Here is a 20,564-nt window from a genome sequence, read left to right on the forward strand (position 1 = left end):
AATATATAGTGTATCACAACTAAGGGGTCAGCGCATCGATCTTCTGCTGAAGGCCCTCCGTGGGTGCTAACTTGTAAGCTCGCTGCCACTGCTGGAGTGCAGCCTGTCGATCACCACCCTGCAGATAGGCGTCGCCAAGTCGCTCGATATAGCCCGCATTGGGCTTGCCTATTTGCTCAGCTCGCTCTACCGCTTGTGAGAGCATGAGCTGTGCCATAGTTGTTTGCCCCCGAGCTAGGAGGATGGTGCCGTAAGTATCGAGGATGTTGGCCTCTTCGGGGGCTAGTCCATAAGCTGTCGCAGCTAGTTGCTCGGCTTTTGCTAGGTAGCTGCTGTCTTGCGGTGATAGGGTGTAGAGGTAGTAAGCGTAGTTGTTGAGTAGGATGGCATCTCGGGGGAAGAGCCGCTCGGCAATCTCAAAGACTTCGAGTGCCTGTTCCGACTGCTCCTGCTTCTCATAGATCAGCGAAGAGTAGAGGAGTAGCAGGCGTAGCCCCTCAGTCGGTTCAACGTCTTTGGCTGTCTTGAGTTTGGTCCAGTCTAACTGGCTACTGATCGCTTGCTTAGCTTCGTCTAGACGATCCCGAGCGATGAGTTCGCCAGCGTAGAGTGCCAGTATCTGAAGGTCTGCGGGGTAACGCTTTTGCGCCGAGGTGAGGTAGTCTAGTCGCTCCTGCTCCTTCATCTGCGAAGCCTGTACGACGACGGCACTATAAGCGGTCTTGGAGTTGTCGTAAAACTGCTTGACCAGTTGCTCCGCCTGCGCTTTCCCCTGTTGTGCCGTGACGATGAGGTAGAGGTCGGCGAAGAGCTTCGGGTCGCTCGGCTCTAACTCTGCGAGACGTGTCAGGGCGGGGATAAACTCTGACGGGATCTGGCTAATGTCTGAGAAGTCTGGCAGCATCATAGAGATAATGCGTGCCGAAACAGGAGAGATGCTGTCTTGACGCTCTAGGTAGCTGTGGAGGTATTTGGCCGATTGCTTGATATCTCGGCGCGCGGCGATTAGCTCGGCACGCGTCACCTCGATGTAATCGTCGGGTAGGGAGAGTGTCCGCTGGAGCTGCGCCAGTCCCTTCTCTATCTGATCGTCTAGCCTTAGTGCGTTGAGTGCTTCTAGACGTGTGTGGTGATTGCCCAGATTGCTCGGCTCCAGCTCGACGAGTCGCTCAGCGGCTTGGAGCATACGCTGGTAGTCTCCCTGCTTGGAGGCGGACTGAGCGATGAGACGGTAATAGGTCTCTTGCTGTTGATGAGTTGTGAGTTGCGTCGTGTCGAGTTGCGCTATCTGCTCTAGTAGCTCTTGATTCTTGTTTAGTATTGCTAGGCTCGTCAGATGAACTAACAGTATGTCGGGGTGACTCGATACCTCTCTCGGGAGCATGGCAAAGAGCGAGTCCGCCTCATTAATCTCTCCGCTACTATAGAGGAGCGTGAGGTAGTAGCGTACGAGCTCTTGATTGGCGTGAGCCTGGTCGCTTTTCTTAGTGAAAAGCGTCTGGAGTAAGTCTCTAGCTTCGCTTTGGCGATCCGCCAGATCCAGCCAGCTGGCTAGCGGTACAGCCGTCTGGACCTGCTGGTCAGGATAGGCGTCGTAGAGGTAGTAAAGATAGCCGATAGCTGGCTCCTGCGATCCTGCGAAGAAGAGGATGTTGGCGTAGTCTCCAATCTGCGCATAGGCTGTCCCCTCCGTCCCTGTAGACTGCGCAGAGAGTTTAGCAGAACTTAGCCCTAGTAGAGCTAAAAGCAAGAGCAAGAGTGTCTGACGACCGATGCTTTTCATACGCCCGTATGTCCAAAACCGCCATCGCCTCGCTGGGTGTCCGAGAGACTCTCGACCTCGATCCAGTCACACTGCTCGTGGCGAGCGAAGACGAGCTGAGCGATGTGCTCACCGGGAGCTATCTCCACCGTCTCCTGAGATAGATTAATCAGGATTACCTGTAGTTCGCCACGGTAGTCTGCGTCGATTGTGCCAGGCGCGTTGAGTACGGTCAGCCCCTGCTTGAGAGCTAGACCACTGCGTGGACGCACCTGCCCCTCGTAGCCGGCGGGAATCTCCATGTATAGACCTGTGGGTATCAGTCGACGCTCTAGGGGTGCCAGCGAGACGCTTTGCTCTAGGTTAGCGCGTAGGTCTAACCCCGCAGAGAGTGCCGTAGCGTATTGAGGTAGGGGATAGGAAGAGCGGTTGATAATCCGAATAGAAAGCATGAGTAGCGTTGGTATAAAGGTTATTGCTGTGGCGGGTCGCACCACTTGCCGTCACTCTTGATGAGCTCAATGAGACGATCCACAGCTTCTGACGAAGGGATGCCGTGTACGAGTCGCTCCTGTCCACGGTATAGGTCGACCTTGCCGACACCTCCACCCACGTAACCGTAGTCAGCGTCGGCCATTTCGCCAGGACCATTGACGATGCAACCCATCACGCCGATCTTGAGATTAGGCAGATGCGCCAATCGCTGCTTGACCTGCGCTACCGTCTGCTGCAGGTCGAAGAGCGTACGCCCACAGCCTGGACAGCTGATGAACTCCGTGTGGGTCATCTTGATACGCACCGCCTGCAGGATACCATTGAGCAGGGCTAAGCGAGCCTTAGGACTCATAGCCACTGCTGAGAAAGCGACCGCATTACCGATCCCCTCTAGTAGCAAGGAGCCGAGCTGCGTAGCGCAGTCGATCAAGATGTCATCGTAGCCTCTCGCATGGGACGCATAGTGCAGCAAGATGCGAGGCATCGAGCCTCTTCCCGAGAGCTGCTCCACGGCATAGCGTACCTTATATATATAGTCCAGCTCTGCGCCTCGTAGCTCTAGCCAAGCGTGTCCGTCCCAGTGAGCTGCAAAGTCCTCTAGATGCTGCAAGAGCCGATCCAGTGGTGTGTCTAGGTCTATGACTTGTAATGGTTGTCGCTCATCGGCGAAAGCCAATTGCGTCTCCTCTAGTCGAGCATCAAAGCCCACGTCGAGAGCTGTCCCATCACTGTCTAGTGTCAGCACAGCGGGGTATTTAGCTAGTTCCGTAGCACCCTGCGCTTGGTCACGGGTTACGGAGCGATAAGTATGGTTAGCGTAGATTGGTCTAGTTTGGTCAAAAGTGGCCAACTGATCGATGTAAGCTATGAGCTTCTTGCCAAAGCGAAGCTCTGCCTCAGGCTCCTCGCTCAGAGAGACTCTCAGCGTGTCGCCCAGTCCGTCAACGAGTAGACTAGCAATGCCGATACAGCTCTTGACACGCCCGTCCTCACCAGCTCCCGCCTCGGTGACTCCAAGGTGCAGCGGGTAGTGCCAGTCTAGCGCATCCATACGCTCTACCAGTAGCCGCACCGCTTGCGTCATGACTAGGACGTTGGAGGCTTTCATCGAGATAACCACATCACGCATCCCTAGACTGTCGCACACCTCTAGGTACTCCATGCATGAGGCGACCATTCCCTCGGGCGTGTTGCCGTACTGAGCGAGGATGCGCTCAGAGAGGGATCCGTGATTGACCCCAATGCGTATGGCTCGGTGACGAGCCTGTGCTTCGCGAACGAAGCGTCCGAAGACCTCAGCGATCTCCGCCCGTGCCGTCTCATCGTCTAGCGCGGCTTTCTGATGAATGAAGTTGCCCGGGTTGATACGCACCTTGTCCACATGCTTGAGAGCCTCAAAGGCGGGGTCACTCCTAAAGTGTATGTCTGCCACGAGAGGCATACGACACCCCTCGGCGTGTAGTCGCTCAGCGATCACGCCTAGATTGGTAGCCTCTCGCACGCCCTGAGCGGTGTATCTAAAGAGTTGACACCCCTCGCTGGCACAGCGTAAGGCTTGTGCCACACAGAGATCGGTCTCCATCGTACTCACGTTGGCCATGCTCTGTAAGAGCAGTGGAGACTCGCCTCCTAGACGAGCCTCACCGACAGGTACGGTGTAGCTATGACGACGCTGGTATCTACAGAGAGACATAGGAATAGAGCGTGTGGTAGGTGTGTATAAAAGATAGATATAACGAGTAGGGCAGGAGGGCAAAAAGATCTATCGCCCTCCGCCTCTACATCGTCCTATCGTTAGTTTGTTTTGTACTTATAGTCAGAGATCTGAGCTAGCTCTTTGTTAGCCTTGACGATCTTCTCCTTGAGCGAAGCCTTCTGAGCTCTCACTCTCTGAGCTATCTCAGGATCGCCCAGAGCGAGCATCTGAGCCGCTAGGAGCGCTGCGTTTTGAGCAGCATTGACTCCGACCGTTGCTACGGGGATGCCCGGAGGCATCTGTACGATAGCTAGCAGAGCGTCTAGTCCCTCTAGTGAGGCATCAATAGGCACTCCGATCACAGGCAGTGTAGTCATCGAAGCGATGACACCGCATAGGTGTGCAGCCATACCAGCGGCAGCTATGATGACACGTATGCCACGCTCCTCGGCACCTCTTGCGAAATCAGCTACCTCATCGGGTGTACGATGGGCAGAGAGTGCGAGTAGCTCGAAAGGTATCTCCAGTGCCTCCAGTTGCTTGGCGGCACGCTGCATGATGGGTAGATCACTGGTGCTACCCATGATGACACTAACGAGAGGTTGCATCTGCTCTAGCTCTTACTTACCGATCTTCTCTTGATAGGCAGCAGCATCGAGTAGCTCGTCAGCCTCAGCGGGGTTTTCGATAGCTACCTTGATGATCCAGCCCTTGCCGTATGGATCCTCGTTGACCAGCTGAGGAGCATCCTCTAGCTCTGCGTTGACCTCTAGGACCTCGCCCGTCATAGGCATCATCAGGTCAGAAACGGTCTTGACAGCCTCGATAGAGCCAAAGACCTCGTTGCGGTCGATCTTCTCACCCTCGGTGTCGACGTCTACGTAGACGATCTCGCCTAGCTCGCTCTGAGCAAAGTCCGTGATGCCGATGACAGCCTCGTTGCCATTGATGCGTACCCACTCGTGGTCAGCTGTGTACTTTAGTTCGTTTGGGAAGTTCATAGTTGTTTATTCGTTAAATAGTTAGGATTGTATTCTCTTTAATTATTGTCTCGCTTGTCTAGAGCCTCTTGCCAGTGCCAAGCACGTCGCAGACTCTCCTCGATAGGTATCTCAGCGTGCCACTGTAGCTCCTGCTCGCCGTAGCTCGTGTCGGCCCATATCTGCTCTATGTCGCCCGCTCTGCGGTCGCCCATGCGGTATGGCACCTTGCGCCCTGTGGCGCGCTCGAAGGCCTGTATCAGCTCCAAGACACTCAGCCCACGACCCATGCCTACATTATATATATAGTGTGCAGGATCTGTCTGTACATCGCTGCGATGCAGACGACGTAGTGCCGCTAGATGAGCCTGTGCTAGGTCCATCACATCAATGTAGTCACGTATGCAGGTGCCGTCTGGCGTGTTGTAGTCATTGCCAAAGACAACGAGCTCCTTGCGAAGCCCAGCCACCGTCTGGGTCAGGAAGGGAATGAGGTTTTGCGGTGTGCCCACAGGCTCCTCGCCAATGAGTGCCGAGGGGTGCGCTCCGATAGGGTTAAAGTATCGTAGTATGACCGCTTGTAGCGGCATGCCACTACGTACGGAGTCTATGATGATATCCTCGTTGATGCGCTTCGTATTGCCATAAGGCGAGGTAGCATCTTGACGCGGAGCCGACTCGGTGATCGGCAGGTGCTCAGCCGTGGGCTGTCCGTAGACCGTACAGGAGGAGGAGAAAACCAGGTGTTGCACACCATACTGCTCCATACAGCGTAGGAGCGTGATGAGCGAATTGATATTGTTGTCGTAGTAGCGTAGAGGCTGCTCGACCGACTCGCCGACTGCCTTGTGCGCTGCAAAGTGGATCACCCCCGCTATCTCGCCCTTGTGATGCTCGAAAACTTTACCCATAGCGGCTGCATCGGTGCAGTCCACCTCGTAGAAGGTCGGTCGTGTCGAGGTAATCTGTGCAATCGCATCAACCACCTCACGACGTGAGTTCGATAGGTTGTCTACTAGGATGACACCGTAGCCCGCCTCCTGCAGGACGACGGCCGTGTGGGAGGCTATGTATCCACAGCCACCAGTTAGTAGGATAGACTTTTTGGTCTGTTCTTGCATTGTTATGAGCACTAGCAATTCATTAGGGCAAAGCTAACGGAGTCTTCAGATCCCATTAGCTTTCCAAAATTACGACAAATCCACGACATAGCGAATTGAGCCAAAGATTCGTCGACACGCTTTGACTGGCTCAGCGAACTAAAAAAGGGTTAGAAGCGGCGCTCGATGTCCCGTGCACCTTGGCTGCGAGTGGAGGAGGTGTCCTTGCCGTTGGAGAGCTTGTAGGAGATCGATAGGTAGAGCGTCGGGTCGTCATAACTGTTGTCGAAGGTGACGCTGTAGCCGTCGTACTGGCTCACCCCTTTGTAGTGCGAGACTAGAAGGTTTAGTCCAGCGATGGAGAGCGCGAGCCGTCTATTCAAGAGGAAGTAGCTCATGCCGAGCCCCAGATTGTACTGTGGCTCTAGCGTGACGACCGTTGTCTTCTGCCGTCCCGTGTACTCGCCCGAGAGGAAGCCAGTCCAGGTGCGGCTCTCGTTGAAGGTAAAGTCCAGGTAGCCGCTGAGACCCCACTCACTGCCTGTCATCTTAGGCGGGAGCTGTGGCAATGTGGAGGTGTAAATGCTTCGGCCGTAGTACGCTTCTAGATTGGCACTCATCCAGCGGAGCTTGTCAAAGTAGTAGCCCGCCTCGGCTCCCAGGAAGAGACTGTTTTGGGCATTCTCCATCTGCGTGTAGACCCGCTCGCCCTGTAGGGTAGATATAGGAGTCATCAGCCGCAGTCCTCTCCGCAAGCGTCCGCGGATAGAGAGGGCTTGGTCGAAGGTGTAGCCGACACCCAGCAAGTAGCGTAGCTCAGGACGAAGCTGCGCATTCCCCTGATAAAAGGTTCGCTCGTTGACCTGCCAGACGAAAGGGTTGAGGTCTCTAAACTTAGGCTCCACGATGGAGCTATTGACCGTGAGCGTCAGCTGATGCCTTGGCGAGGGGGTGTAGCTGGTATGTAGCATCGGGAGCCAAGCATCGTCATAGCGGTCTAGCTCAGGGATCGTAGTCATCACTTGCCCCTGCTGTGCCAGATGCGACTTGACCCCAAGGTAGCGCACCCCTAGGCGCATCCACCACTGTTCGTTCAGGCGCAGCGTACCGCTGATGTAAGGCGAGAGGCTCCACTCCTGCCAGACGATGTCGTTGCGTTGCTGTATGAGCGGATGCGGACTCACCGCATCGTTGTGCGCTCGGTGATTGGCAGAGCTACTCCAAGCGCCCTTGAGACCAGTCTCTAGGAGGTAGCGGTGGTCACTGTCTAGATAAATAGCGTAGTCGCTACTCAGGTGCGCCCCTGAGGTGCGCAGGTCCCGCTCCTCACTATAAGCTAAGAAAGGGTCGCTCTGTGGCAATTCCTGACCTACGTAAGTAGTTTGTGAGTCGTTCGTTAGGTTAAAGTAGGACAGCTCACTCCAGAGCTGTCCGCCCCGCTCCCCAAAGGTTGCCTCCCAGTAAGCGGTCGCCGTGATGCGTGGCTCGGTAGCTAGGTAGCCGTTGCTATTCTCCACGACCCGCTCTGGGGTACCTGGTTGCGTAGTCGTCTCCTGACTCTCGAAGATATTGCGGTACTTCTTCCTATTCCACGAGAGTGCCATGCCCAGCAGGCTTTTCTCCCCGTATGCGTATTGTAGCGTACCACGCACACCCACATAGTCATAGCGTCCCACCGAGGGGGTGTAAGTATGATAGCGATAATCTTTCGCCTCGTAGGTGACATCCTCCAGATTGTCCGATCCGTTGAAGTTGATAGAAGGAGCTATCGAGGCAAAGAGCCCTCGCCGATTGTAAAGCAGTGAGCCGTAGCCTCCGTAGCGATAGCTATCCTTGTTGGCATACATACCTTCCGTGCCAATCACCCCGCCCATATACTCCTTAAAGAGGGAGGAGGTGTGCAGGATAATCATCGCCGTATTGCCATCTGGGTCGTACCTAAGTGGTGGCTGCATGATCACCTCCACACGGTCTATCAGCCCCGCATCGTAACCCTTGAGAAGACCAGCAATCTCCGAGGCGTCGACCCGCTGCAAGACGTTGCCTATCTTGACCAAGACCTGCTCCTTGCCTATGATGCCAAGCTGGTTGCCCTTCACCTGCACCTTCGGTATATGCTTGAGCAAGTCTAAGGCATCGTTGCTACGCTCTCGTATCTTGTGTACATCGACCGCAAAGCCGTCGGGCTGCGTTCGCACTCCAACGATCTGCCCCCGCACGACCACCGTCTGCAGCTCCTCGGCACTCGTCTCAAGGGTAATGGTACCAAGGTCGAGTGGCTCGGCCGTGAGACTAATCTCCTCCGTGTGCATCGCATAGCCGAGGTAGCTCACGCCAAAGATATAGTTCCCGGCAGGCGCACGCATCGTAAAGTGCCCCGCAGCATCGCTCACGGCAAATTGCACAATCTCTTGCGTCTCCCGATCCTTCACGAGGAAGACGGAGGCCCCCTCGAGTGCCCCTTCAGCATTTTTGATAGTTCCCGTGATGGCTCCCCCAGTCGTCTGTGCTGTGGCGATGACGCTCCATAGGAACAGTCCGATGGCTAGGTGTAGTAGTCTCTTGATCGTTCGTGTATGTCGCATAGTGTGTCGTGTGTATGTCGTAATTCTGCAGTAAGCAGTGGCAAATATAGGGAAAACCGCCCTACAAAGGGCTACTTGACGGACGACGAACCGCGCTGCTACAAGACGGATCGCTCTAGCCCAAACTTCGTGGCAACTATCTGTATAGGAGGCTCGACGAGTACCCAACGTATCTGCTGCAACTAAGAATGCTTCCCATCTGAGAATGTGTTCTTCATCAAGAACGTGTAGTATAAAGTATACAACACAAGCAATAGGAATAACCAAACAAAGGAGCGCTTAGGGTATACGTCCAATAAGCTTAGTCCATATACAGCTGGAATAATGAGCGGGATGAAGAAAACGAATTTGCGTTTGCTCCAAAACGACAACAGCAGTAATAAGGATTGAGTGGCAAACAGCACGATAGTCCAAGTTACCATAGCCAATCCATAAGCAACATTAGGGTGGGCTATAGGAGCTAATCTATTCATTAGGCACATAGCTAATAAATAAATTAGGCTCATTACAAGACTCAAAACGATTGCTATTGTAACTCTCATTTCCTGCATACGGAGTGCGTCTTGGACCTGCACAACATCACACTTCTCAATATTTCAAGGACTCGTTTACCGTTTTTACGCCTTGCGAAGTGTAGTATTTCCATGTCCCTACTTCCTCTGCATCAGCTTCTACATCATCTTGAAATATGCACCATCCTTCTGAAGTGATTTTGCCATCAACATCATAATTTATCATATAGCATTGCAGTGTTGAGCTTGGGTTATAAAATCCTGCCTTTCGCGCCTCTTTTAGAAAGTCTGAATTCTTTGAGATTTTGGTTTGTGAGAAGGAAACCATACCATTAGCATAGAAAAATAGCCATTGATGCACTGGCATATTATTGTGGTAATATCCAGAGGCTGCGAGATAATATCTATCATGTCCCAACTTACTGTATATCTGAGCAAAGCCGTCTTTAACTCCATCAGCATAGAAGCATAGTGAAACATTGTCATCAGTAGCTTCACACCAATACCCCGTTTTTCTACCCAAAGAGTCAGATTGATTAATGTGTTTTAAGTTGATATCCAAGGGGGCTATGGGTAAACTTATTGTTTGTCCCCAAATAGTGGAGCAAACAACAAGTTGTAATATTAATATAGACAGTCTCATGTGTAGTTATTTAAGTATATATATCAAGCTCTTTGCTGGACCTATCCATTCATATTCTGTCCTGTACACATTCCAGTGTCCAGTGCAAGACGCTTACAAATGTAGGGAAAAACTTCGTAGGGAGTTCCGCACATTTCATTTAAGTCTTTCGCTCCCCTTTCGCCCCTAGAGGGGGGCATTTCGTATTGCACTTATTACTGGAAAAAGCAATTGAGCAAGCCAGAAGAGGAAAGTATCCTCTCTGACCTGCTCAATGAGCTAAAAAAGAGTTGTCGTATAGCCTATCTGATGTCTCTCTGTTGTACTCTGACGTTGATAGGCATTGTCTGCTTACAAGTAAAGGTCAAAAGCCAACCCTAGCTCCTCCGTGTAGACAGGTACAGGTGAGCCCTGCTGAGGACGCTTACCGAAGTAGTGCCCTGCATGGTTGTACAAGTTTACCCCAAGGCGAGTACCACAATCCATTTGGTAGAGATACCCGAGAGAGATACGACGGGAGATACCCCAGCGGTGGTGCATTGTCTTGTCTTGCTCAAACTTGGTACTACACATAGAGACGTAAGCACCGACCCGCACCACAACCACATGCTTCTGACTATTAGACTCATAGAAAGACCATGGATTGAATTCTGTACCAAGATCTAAGAGAGACATAGACTTGAATTGCCCTGCAGTAGCCTTGTCTTGATTGATGCCGTAGGCATAGCTAGCTGCAAGCGTGGGGAGCGTTAGGGACTTCTTGTGTAGAAGCCAACCGACCTGTACCCGTCCACCTACTTGTGGATAGGTAAACTGATCTGTAGTTGTACCCAGTGCAGGAGATAAGAGTACGCCCATACCCATTGGAGCTACTGAAGCGTGAAAGCCAAATAGCTCTTTAGGGGTGTACTTTGTTGCCGTGCTTTCCTGAGCCCATGTGTTAAGGCTCCCGAGGAGTGCGAAAATGAGAGAGAGAATCCAGATTTTCTTGTTCATAGTTATAGGATCTGTTTAGTTGTGCTTACTCTTTGGATGTAGCGTTTTTCGGCTTACACGCTCCCCTCTGGGAGGGGTTGTTTTTGTTTTACAGAGGCAAAGTTCGAGTAGTTTTATCGGGTGTGCAATACCCGAAAGGGTAATTCTGCTCTTGCTCCTCACTTTTCACCAGGGCTGACGCACTATAATTGCTCTGTCAGGAGCTGCACATGAGCGACAAGCGAGGAATAGATGAGTCCGTTATATATAAATGTGTCAGTCCCCTAATCTCTAACTTCTAACCTCTAGTCTCTAATAACATATCTTTACGGGGAAATTGGTCCGATTCTATACTTTCTCGAATATCCACGTGGAAAATCTCAAATCTCCACGTGGATATTTTTTATTTTCCACGTGGGCGTCATTCATTTCCTCCGAAGTTTCATTTGATTCCTCCGAAGAATTTTTTATTCCCTACCTGGGAAATAAAAAATATCCACGTGGAGATTTCGAAATATCCACGTGGAAATCAGTTTTCCCCGACACGATGCCGTTTCGATATGTAGTCGGCTCTAAATTATTGTAGCGAGTCGTCGTTGAATTTCCCCAGAGATGGCTGACGTATCATAATCGTTTTTTTAGGAGCGACACATGAGCGATGAGCGAGGAATGAATGATATAATGCGTCAGCCCTATACGTTTCACCCTTTCGGGTAACGGTCTAGTGCGAAATGAGTACCTTTGCGTCGCTTGTTCATAAGATGAGTGGTCCTTAATATGAGTCTCCCTTGTAACGAATACGATCGACTGAGTCCTCCAGCAGAGACACGTCCCCGAGTAGACGAAGCTCTATATCAGGGGCTACATCCCTATGTAGAGTCTGCCAAGGCCTTGGCTCGGCTTACTTACAAGTCCCTCTATATCATCGACTACAACAAGCTAAACTTCCTCTATATCTCTAGCAACCCGCTCTTCCTCTGTGGCGAGTCTGTAGACGAAGTGATGAGCGAGGGGTATCAGTTTTACTATCGTCATGTGCCTGAGGAGGATCTAGCATTCCTCGAGCGTGTCAATCGGGCAGGCTTCGAATTCTTTAAGGAGATAGCCGTCTCGGAGCGTACGGACTACACCATCTCTTACAACTTTCGGATCATACCCGCCGAGTCTAAAGAACCGCTCTTGATCAATCATCAGCTCACGCCACTCAAGCTAGACTCAGAGGGTAACATTTGGCTGTCGCTCTGTCTCGTCTCTCTAGCTCACACACGAGAGGTAGGGGAGGCGTATATCTCTGCGGTCAACTCAGGTAAGCGATGGAGGCTCTCCTCAAAAAGTGGTCGCTGGAGGCAGATCGAAGACCTCACACTCAGTGAACACGAAAAAGCCGTAATCAGTCTAGCACACCAAGGCTTGTCTGTGGGAGAAATCGCACAAATCATCCACCGCTCAGAAGACTCCGTCAAGGGGTACCGCAAGGCTCTCTTTCAGAAGCTGGGTGTGGGCAATATCGCCGAGGCCATCGCCGTAGCCACCAGTCGCAAACTAATCTGACTCGCCCTAGCCTGAGCTATATGTTATAGAGATATATGCAGAGAGCCCGCTCACGAGACAAAAGGCTATGCTCGCTCTTGATGATACTCATAGAGCATGATCAATCTTAACGTGATTGCCTTAGCTGGCTTATGGAGAAGCTAGAAATTTAGTTGTACTTTTGTCCTGCATTACGAGATGTGTCGCTACGGCTTGGTGACAGAATGACTTGTCTGGCTGGGCTGTGCGCTTGTAGTTGCTATTTGGCAAGGTTGTTGCATAGTCTTGTGATAGAAATATAGAGCTAATATGAAAAAGGACAATAAGAAGGGTGGCAACTGTACAGAGCCACAACATATAGATCCCGATCAGGAGAATCAGACAAAGCAAGAGACGTCAGAGCAGGCGTGCGATGCAGCCGCAGCTACTGAGACGGATACAGCAGCGCCTGAGTGTGAGGAAACGCAGAAGATTGCTGAGCTACAGGAGTCGCTAGACAAGCTCAATGATCAGCATCTCCGTATGCTGGCTGAGTACGATAACTATCGCAAGCGTACGCTACAGGAGAAGAGCGACCTGATCAAGAATGGGGGAGAGCGTGTCCTCAAGGAGCTACTCCCGATAGTGGACGACTTCGAGCTAGCGGTCAAACATGCCCATGAGAGCAAGAGTGAGGAGGATCCGATCGTAGAGGGTCTACTCCTTATATATAATAAGCTGATCGGTTTCCTAGAGAAGCAGGGTGTCGTGATGATCGAGGCGACGGGCTGTCCCTTTGACGATAACCTACACGAGGCTGTGGCAATGATTCCGGCACCTACTCCAGAGCAGAAGGGGCAGGTGATCGATTGCGTCCGTACGGGCTATATGCTTCACGATAAGGTGCTACGCCACGCGCATGTGGTGGTCGGCAACTAAGAGGCATGGAGCTTTGATCTGCACAAGATAGATATATGGCAACGAAGAAAGACTACTATGAGCTGCTGGGCGTCTCACGAGACGCTTCGGCAGATGAAATAAAGAAGGCTTACCGCAAGCAAGCCTTAAAGTATCACCCTGACCGCAACCCTGGTGACAAGGAGGCGGAGGAGCACTTTAAGGAGGTTGCGGAGGCTTATGATGTGCTGAGTGATCCCGACAAGAAGAGTCGCTATGATCAGTTTGGACATAGTGGCGTAGATGGAGCTGGTGGCTTCGGTGGCTTCAGCGGTGGTGGCTTTACGGTAGATGATATATTCTCCCGTTTTGGCGACATCTTCGGAGGTGGCTTTGGCGATTACTTCGGAGGCGGCGGTGCTGGCTCCGGTAGGGTGCAGCGTCCTGTGGGTAGCGACCTGCGCGTTACGGTGCGTCTCACGCTCGAGGAAATCAATAGCGGGGTAGACAAGAAGCTACGTGTCAAGAAGTTGATACAGTGTGATGGCTGTCATGGTCAGGGCACTACGGAGAGCGATGGCAAGCGTAGCTGCTCGACTTGTGGAGGCGCTGGTGTCGTCTATGACGTGAGGAACTCGATCTTTGGTCAGATGCGCACGCAGACCACTTGCCCCACATGTGGAGGTGCTGGCGAGGTGGTCACGAAGCCTTGCGCTAAGTGTCACGGCAAGGGTGTGACGAAAGGTGAGGAGGTTATCTCCTTCCACATCCCAGCAGGTGTCGTGGGCGGTATGCAGCTGACGCTGCAGGGCAAGGGTAATGCAGCTCCCCAAGATGGTATACCTGGTGATCTGCTCGTAGTGATCCAAGAGGAGCAGCACAAGGACTTCATACGCAATGGCAATGACCTGATCTACAACCTCCTGATACCTATTCACACGGCGATACGTGGTGGACAGGTGACAGTGCCAACGATAGATGGTAGTGCACGCCTCAAGATAGAGCCTGGTACGCAGCCCGGCAAGGTGCTCCGTATGCGTGGCAAGGGTCTCCCCTCGGTACAGGGTTATGGACGTGGCGACCTGATGGTCAATGTGAATGTCTTCATCCCACAGCAGACCTCTGCAGAGGATGAAAAACTGATCGACCAATTAGCACAGTCGGAGCACTTTAATCCGACGGAAGCCGATCGTCAGGCTATAGACAAGAAGTATAGGGAGATGCTTGAGTAAGCATCTCCTATACCTCATATATATGGGTAACAAAGACCGCTAATCGTATGGTACGAATGAACGCTCTGTGGGCTAGACTCACACTCCTTATAGCATCGCTCTGTATCGCGCTGAGCAGCACTGCCTCGGCGCAGGAGCCGCTCAGTACAGACTCGCTGATTGGTGCGACTGCCGATGGGTATCATCGTATCAGTATACTACTCTGTACGCCCTCGCAGGCAGATGCCTACACGATCTATGGACACGCAGCGATGCGCGTGCGTAGCTTAGAGGATCTGGAGGACGACTATGTGTACAACTACGGGGTCTTTGACTTTGACCAACCAGGCTTTTACACGAAGTTTATCAAGGGCGAGACGGACGGTTACTTCGTGCAGCAGGAGCCGTGGGACTACTTCCTCTACCGCTACCATGCTTATGGACAAAACATCTATGAGCTGGAGCTAGATCTCTCTCCCGAGCAGGAAGAGGCGATACGCAGTTACCTAGCGTGGAACATCAAAGAGGAGAATAAGTACTACCTCTACAACTTCGCCTTTGACAACTGTGCTACACGGCCATACTCTATTGTCAAGCAAACGCTCCCTAAGGGGTGGCGCATAGAGTTGCCTCAAGTGGCAAAAGAAGAGTCGCTACGCAGTCTCATAGACGCCTATGCGGACTATCACCCGTGGTATCGTCTCGGTACGCAGCTTGCCCTGGGAGCGCCTGCCGACACGATTATGACGGTCGAGGATCGCCTCTTCCTACCGATGGAGATGGATCGTCTCTTACAGCAAGCGACAATCGTCTCTCCGACTGGTACGAAGCCACTCGTGAGTAATCGGATCGTCTATGATACCCCGACACCAGCACCACAGCCTGTAGCTCACTGGTGGCTGGAGCCTGTCCTATGGATGTCGCTCCTACTGGTCGTCTCGGGCGTGCTGTGCTACTTGCGTCGTAGCCGCTACTGGACATTGCTCTGGATGACGGGATACGCTTGTGCTGGCTGCATCTTGAGCTTTCTAACCTTCGTCTCGATACATCCCTGCACCGATCCTAACTACAACTTGCTGGTCTTTCATCCACTCCTCCTCTTGGCTTGGTTTGCTTTGGGCCGGGGAGGCAAGGCCCAAAGCATCGCACGGTACTTTCACTCGGCAAATGCTCTGGCCGTAGCACTCTACCTAATCTTGGTCGCCTGTGCCGTGCAGACCAGTTCGCTACCCATCATCTTGCTTGCCCTCAACTCGGCACTCCTCTCGGTAGCCTACCTAACCTATTCCAAACGATTCACACAGCGCAGATGAGACCTATTCGCTATCTCCTCCTCACATTAAGCTGTCTGCTACCGCTGGCACTATCTGCACAGCGCACGAGACCTGACATACTGGTGCAGATCTATGTCAAGGGACTACGCACCGACCTGCTGGATAGTTATCGAGCAGGGTGGGGTGGCAATGGCCTGAACGGAGTGATGAAGCAGGGAACGGTAGCACCCGACATTCGCTATCCATACCCGTTGCTAGACGAGGTGGCGCAACTGGCTTCGCTCTCGGCTGGTGCTATGCCAGAGATACATGGTGTGTACCAAGCTGAGCGGTATGATGCGGTGACGCAGCGGTCGGAGTCTACCTTTGCGAATAGAGACTATCGGGGCATCAACAGCGCAGAGCAGCTAGCTCCCGCAGGTGCCTTGCGTAGCGAACTGCTCACAGACGTACTCAGAGGCTCTTCGCAGGGCGATGCGATTGTCTATGCCATAGCGAGCCGTGCCAACGATGCCATTGCTGTGGCGGGACACGATGCCGAGGGTGCTATATGGATCGATAAGCATAGTGGCTGGTGGGCTACGACCAACTTCTACGGCGGTTTGCCTGCCTTGGCTCTCAAGGCAAATAATGAGCAGCGCATGCTGGGCGGACGTACGACACCGACTGTCTGGAAACCTCTCTCGAAAGGCGCGAAGGAGGGTAGCTTTGCGCATACCTTCGAAGGTGCTTGGCGCATGAGCGACCTCTTGACCTCTCCCTTTGCCAATGATGCGATCACAGACCTATCTAAGGAGTTCATACGCTACGCTCACAAAGCGCGCCACACGTCGCCTACGCTCATCGTTATGGTCTTAGACCTGGAGGTGGGTGCCCGTGGGGTAGCCTATGCGGACTATTCGCCAGAGCAGCAAGATGCCTACGCTCGGCTTAATGAGCAGGTACATCAGATCACTGCACTGCTACAAGAGTTGTATGGTGCGGACCACTATGCGCTCAATATCGTTGGAGTTCCTGTTGCGAACTTAGCTCAGCCGAAGGCTCCTTCTCGTCGCTCGGTCGTCACCTTCGACCCTGCCAAGTGTATCGCTCTGGCTAATCTCTACCTCTCAGCCATCTATGGGCGCAATGACTGGGTCATGGCCTACAGCCACCAGACGCTTCACCTAAATAAGAAGGAGATAGCAGATAAGAAGGTAGATATGCAGGATATGAGCAATAATCTTGCTACTTTTGTATCCGAGATGGAAGGTGTCATCGGGGCAATCCCCGCATATCAACTACAGAGAGGGCTATCACAGCCTGCCTGGGCTAAGCCTTTGTACTCGCATAGTTATCGTAGCTATGCGGGTGATGTGCTACTGGCTCTAGCACCTTTTGCAGAGGTGGCGGGAGAGAAGCCAGGCGTCGAGCAGCAGAGGCAGCGTCATGTCACGGCTCCTTTTATCCTGATGGCTCCTGGTGTAGCTTCGCAGAGGCTTACGGAGCCTATATCGTACGATGCGGTCGCCCCTTCGCTCGCATACCTTCTTTGTGTCCCTCAGCCGATGAGTGCTGACGGCACGCCACTCTTTATCCTATTCAATCAGAAATAATCAACCACTTATGGCTCTCAGTAATATCATCACAAAGCTCTTTGGTAGTAAGTCTCAGCGAGACCTCAAGGAGATAACACCCTACATTAAGAAGATCAAGGAGGTCGAACCCTCCATACAGGCTCTCAGCGATGATGCTCTGAGAGATCGCACACAGCAGCTGCGCAACGAGATCAACGAGTACGTTGCCTCGGAGCGTGCAGAGATTGCTAAGCTCAAAGAGGGCATCGAAGATCTCGACATAGACGCTCGCGAGGAGGCTTGGTCTAAGATTGATAAGATAGAGAAGGACGTCCTGGAGAAGATCGAGGTCAAGCTCGACGAGATCCTCCCTACGGCCTTTGCTATTGTCAAGGAGACTGCACGACGCTTTGCCAATAATGAACAGATCGTCGTCACTGCCACGCAGATGGATAGAGATCTGTCGATAGACCACGACTTCGTGGAGATCGATGGCGACAAGGCGATCTACCACAACCACTGGGTAGCAGGAGGCAACGAGATCACTTGGGATATGGTACACTACGATGTACAGCTCATCGGTGGTGTCGTACTGCACAAGGGTAAGATAGCCGAGATGGCGACGGGTGAGGGTAAAACGCTCGTAGCTACGCTGCCTGTCTTCCTCAATGCGCTACCAGGCAATGGTGTCCATGTGGTCACGGTCAATGACTATCTGGCTAAGCGTGACTCTGAGTGGATGGGGCCGCTCTATATGTTCCACGGGCTGAGCGTCGACTGTATCGACAAGCACAAGCCCAATAGCGAGGGGCGCCGCAAGGCTTACAATGCAGACATCACCTTCGGTACGAACAATGAGTTCGGCTTTGACTACCTGAGAGACAACATGGCGACAGCCCCCTCAGACCTCGTGCAGCGTCCGCACAACTACGCCATTGTGGATGAGGTGGACTCGGTCCTTATCGACGATGCTCGTACGCCTCTGATCATATCTGGTCCTACGCCTCAGGGGGAGGATCAGCTCTTTGAGGAGTATCTGCCCAATGTTGAGAAGGTGGTCAACGCTCAGAAAGATTTAGTCTCTAAGCTACTCGTAGAGGCGAAGAAGAAGATCGGTAGTGAGGACAAGAAAGAGGTAGACGAGGGCTTCCTACTCCTCTTCCGTGTCTTCAAGGGACTACCTAAGTACAAGCCTCTCATCAAGTACCTCAGTGAGCCAGGCATCAAAGCTTCTATGCTCAAGACCGAGGAGATCTATATGGCGGAGAACATGCGCCAGATGCACATCGTCACCGATCCCCTCTACTTCGTCATCGACGAGAAGATGAATAGCATCACCCTCACCGATAAGGGTATCGAGATGCTTTCGAAGGGTGCAGAGGATGCCTCCTTCTTCGTCCTGCCAGACATTGCATCTCAGCTAGCAGAGTTGGAGGGCGAGCACCTCGCTCCCTCTGAGTATGCTGCTAAGAAGGACGAGCTAATCACCAACTACGCGATCAAGAGCGAGCGTGTCCACACGGTCAATCAGCTCTTTAAGGCTTACGCTCTCTTCGAGCGCGATGATCAGTATGTGGTGATGGACAATAAGGTGATGATCGTCGATGAGCAGACCGGTCGTCTCATGGATGGCCGTCGCTACTCGGATGGTCTGCACCAAGCTATCGAGGCTAAGGAGCGCGTCAAGGTCGAGGCCGCTACGCAGACCTTTGCGACCATTACGCTGCAAAACTACTTCCGTATGTATCACAAGCTGGCGGGTATGACCGGTACGGCTGAGACCGAGGCGGGAGAGTTTTGGGACATCTACAAGCTCGACGTAGTGGTCATCCCGACCAATCGCCCCGTGATTCGTGATGATCAGAACGATCGTATCTACAAGACGGCTCGCGAGAAGTACAATGCAGTCATCGAGGAGATCGAGCGACTCATAGCGGCTGGTCGTCCAGTGCTAGTGGGTACCACTTCGGTCGACATCAGTGAGTTGCTCAGTCGTATGCTTTCGCTGCGCAAGATCCCCCACCAGGTGCTCAATGCTAAGCTACACCAGAAGGAGGCCGACATCGTCGCTCAGGCTGGTCAAGCTGGCACCGTGACCATCGCAACCAACATGGCTGGTCGTGGTACCGATATCAAGCTTTCGCCAGAGGTGCGTGAGGCTGGTGGACTAGCCATCATCGGTACCGAGCGACATGAGTCACGCCGTGTGGATAGACAGTTGCGTGGTCGTGCTGGTCGTCAGGGAGACCCCGGTAGCTCTGTCTTCTTCATCTCGCTAGAGGATCACTTGATGCGACTCTTTGCGAGTGATCGTATTGCTTCGCTGATGGATCGTATGGGCTTTGGCGAGGGTGAAGCTCTTGAGAATAAGATGCTCAGCAACTCTGTAGAGCGTGCGCAGAAGAAGGTCGAGGAGAACAACTTCGGTATCCGTAAGCGCCTCCTAGAGTACGATGATGTGATGAACTCACAGCGTAAGGGTATCTACGAGAAGCGTCGCCACGCCTTGATGGGCGAGCGCATCGGCATGGACGTCCTCAACATGCTCTACGACGTGACCGAGGCGATTGTCAATAAGAATAAGGAGGCGGACGACTACGAGGGCTTCCGCGACGAACTCCTCTCGGTGCTGGCCGTAGAGACTGAGCTGACTCCTGAAGCCTTCAAGTCGAGCCATACGAATGAAGTGGTCGACAAGACCTTTGAGACAGTCTATCAGGCACTCAACCACAAGGGCGAGAAGATCGCCACGGTCGCTTACCCGATCCTGCACAACCTCTACGAGACGCAGGGCGACAAGTTCAAGCGCATCATCATACCGATCACGGATGGTAATAAGGTGTACAATATCCCTTGCGACCTCGCTGAGGCAGACCGCACAGAGGGCAAGAGCATCGTCAAGGAGTTTCACAAGACGATCATGCTCTACACCCTCGATGATGCCTGGAAGGAGCACCTCCGTGAGATGGACGAGCTGCGTAACTCTGTGCAAAACGCTAGCTACGAGAACAAGGACCCACTCCTCATCTACAAGCTAGAGTCTTACGACCTCTTTAGTGCTATGCTTGACGGGCTCAACCGCAAGACCGCTACCATCCTCACGCGTGGTCGCATACCGCTACCCGCTGACGATGAGACCGGCTCTAGTCTCTCCGTCCGTGAGGCACAGACCGAGCGACGCACAGATCGTAGCCAGTATCGTGAGACCAAGGACGAGATCGCTAGCCAGCAGGAGGCACAGCGTCAAGCTGGAGAAGCCGCCACACAGGCTTCACAGCCTAAGGCTCAGCCTATCGTCAAGGAGCAAAAGATCGGTCGCAACGACCCATGTCCTTGCGGTAGCGGTAAGAAGTATAAGAATTGTCACGGGCGCAACGCCTAGACATCATC

General features: G+C 52.8%; 15 protein-coding genes. 6 read left to right on the top strand and 9 right to left on the bottom strand.

What is annotated here, in order from left to right:
* Positions 1-19: 19 nt before the first annotated feature.
* The 9 genes from Q2J34_RS06620 to Q2J34_RS06660 form a co-directional block, all read right to left on the bottom strand.
* On the bottom strand, positions 20-1,783 hold the full coding sequence (locus Q2J34_RS06620) for a tetratricopeptide repeat protein (RefSeq protein WP_300969595.1): 1,764 nt from the start codon (positions 1,781-1,783) through the stop codon (positions 20-22).
* Positions 1,780-2,214, bottom strand: coding sequence for a dUTP diphosphatase (gene dut / locus Q2J34_RS06625; RefSeq protein WP_300969596.1), 435 nt, complete (start codon positions 2,212-2,214; stop codon positions 1,780-1,782). The genes Q2J34_RS06620 and dut overlap by 4 nt, the downstream gene beginning before the upstream one ends.
* A 20-nt stretch (positions 2,215-2,234) precedes the next feature.
* On the bottom strand, positions 2,235-3,950 hold the full coding sequence (locus tag Q2J34_RS06630) for a flavodoxin-dependent (E)-4-hydroxy-3-methylbut-2-enyl-diphosphate synthase (protein ID WP_300969597.1): 1,716 nt from the start codon (positions 3,948-3,950) through the stop codon (positions 2,235-2,237).
* Between the two features lie 101 nt (positions 3,951-4,051).
* A complete protein-coding gene (gene purE / locus Q2J34_RS06635) occupies positions 4,052-4,561 on the bottom strand; it encodes a 5-(carboxyamino)imidazole ribonucleotide mutase (protein WP_300969599.1) in 510 nt (169 codons plus the stop codon).
* A 12-nt stretch (positions 4,562-4,573) separates the two neighbouring features.
* The gene (gene gcvH / locus Q2J34_RS06640) at positions 4,574-4,954 is read right to left on the bottom strand and encodes a glycine cleavage system protein GcvH (RefSeq protein ID WP_300969600.1); all 381 of its coding nucleotides are present in this window, start codon (positions 4,952-4,954) and stop codon (positions 4,574-4,576) included.
* Positions 4,955-4,992: 38 nt separating this feature from the next.
* Positions 4,993-6,054 (bottom strand): UDP-glucose 4-epimerase GalE, encoded by a 1,062-nt coding sequence (galE, locus tag Q2J34_RS06645; protein ID WP_300969601.1) that lies wholly within the window; start codon positions 6,052-6,054, stop codon positions 4,993-4,995.
* Between the two features lie 149 nt (positions 6,055-6,203).
* Positions 6,204-8,618, bottom strand: coding sequence for an outer membrane beta-barrel family protein (locus Q2J34_RS06650; RefSeq protein ID WP_300969602.1), 2,415 nt, complete (start codon positions 8,616-8,618; stop codon positions 6,204-6,206).
* A 588-nt stretch (positions 8,619-9,206) separates the two neighbouring features.
* Positions 9,207-9,773: a hypothetical protein gene (locus tag Q2J34_RS06655; RefSeq protein WP_300969603.1), complete on the bottom strand. Its 567-nt coding sequence runs from the start codon at positions 9,771-9,773 to the stop codon at positions 9,207-9,209.
* Between the two features lie 330 nt (positions 9,774-10,103).
* Entirely contained in the window at positions 10,104-10,748 is a 645-nt protein-coding gene (locus Q2J34_RS06660) for a hypothetical protein (RefSeq protein WP_300969604.1), read from the bottom strand.
* Positions 10,749-11,504: 756 nt separating this feature from the next.
* Here Q2J34_RS06660 and Q2J34_RS06665 point away from each other — a divergent pair.
* The 6 genes from Q2J34_RS06665 (at position 11,505) to secA (ending at position 20,556) form a co-directional block, all read left to right on the top strand.
* The gene (locus Q2J34_RS06665; RefSeq protein WP_300969606.1) at positions 11,505-12,278 is read left to right on the top strand and encodes a response regulator transcription factor; all 774 of its coding nucleotides are present in this window, start codon (positions 11,505-11,507) and stop codon (positions 12,276-12,278) included.
* Between the two features lie 288 nt (positions 12,279-12,566).
* Positions 12,567-13,175, top strand: coding sequence for a nucleotide exchange factor GrpE (locus Q2J34_RS06670; protein ID WP_300969608.1), 609 nt, complete (start codon positions 12,567-12,569; stop codon positions 13,173-13,175).
* Between the two features lie 35 nt (positions 13,176-13,210).
* Positions 13,211-14,365, top strand: a complete 1,155-nt coding sequence (gene dnaJ / locus Q2J34_RS06675; RefSeq protein ID WP_300969610.1) for a molecular chaperone DnaJ — start codon at positions 13,211-13,213, stop codon at positions 14,363-14,365.
* Between the two features lie 47 nt (positions 14,366-14,412).
* Positions 14,413-15,657: a lipoprotein N-acyltransferase Lnb domain-containing protein gene (locus Q2J34_RS06680; protein WP_298887580.1), complete on the top strand. Its 1,245-nt coding sequence runs from the start codon at positions 14,413-14,415 to the stop codon at positions 15,655-15,657.
* The gene (locus Q2J34_RS06685; RefSeq protein ID WP_298887578.1) at positions 15,654-17,213 is read left to right on the top strand and encodes an alkaline phosphatase family protein; all 1,560 of its coding nucleotides are present in this window, start codon (positions 15,654-15,656) and stop codon (positions 17,211-17,213) included. The genes Q2J34_RS06680 and Q2J34_RS06685 overlap by 4 nt, the downstream gene beginning before the upstream one ends.
* 10 nt (positions 17,214-17,223) lie before the next feature.
* Positions 17,224-20,556 carry a preprotein translocase subunit SecA gene (gene secA / locus Q2J34_RS06690; RefSeq protein WP_300969613.1) on the top strand — a complete coding sequence of 1,111 codons (3,333 nt, stop codon included), beginning with the start codon at positions 17,224-17,226 and terminating at the stop codon, positions 20,554-20,556.
* Positions 20,557-20,564 lie beyond the last annotated feature (8 nt).

This window comes from Porphyromonas vaginalis (assembly GCF_958301595.1).
Taxonomy (GTDB): Bacteria; Bacteroidota; Bacteroidia; order Bacteroidales; family Porphyromonadaceae; genus Porphyromonas; species Porphyromonas vaginalis.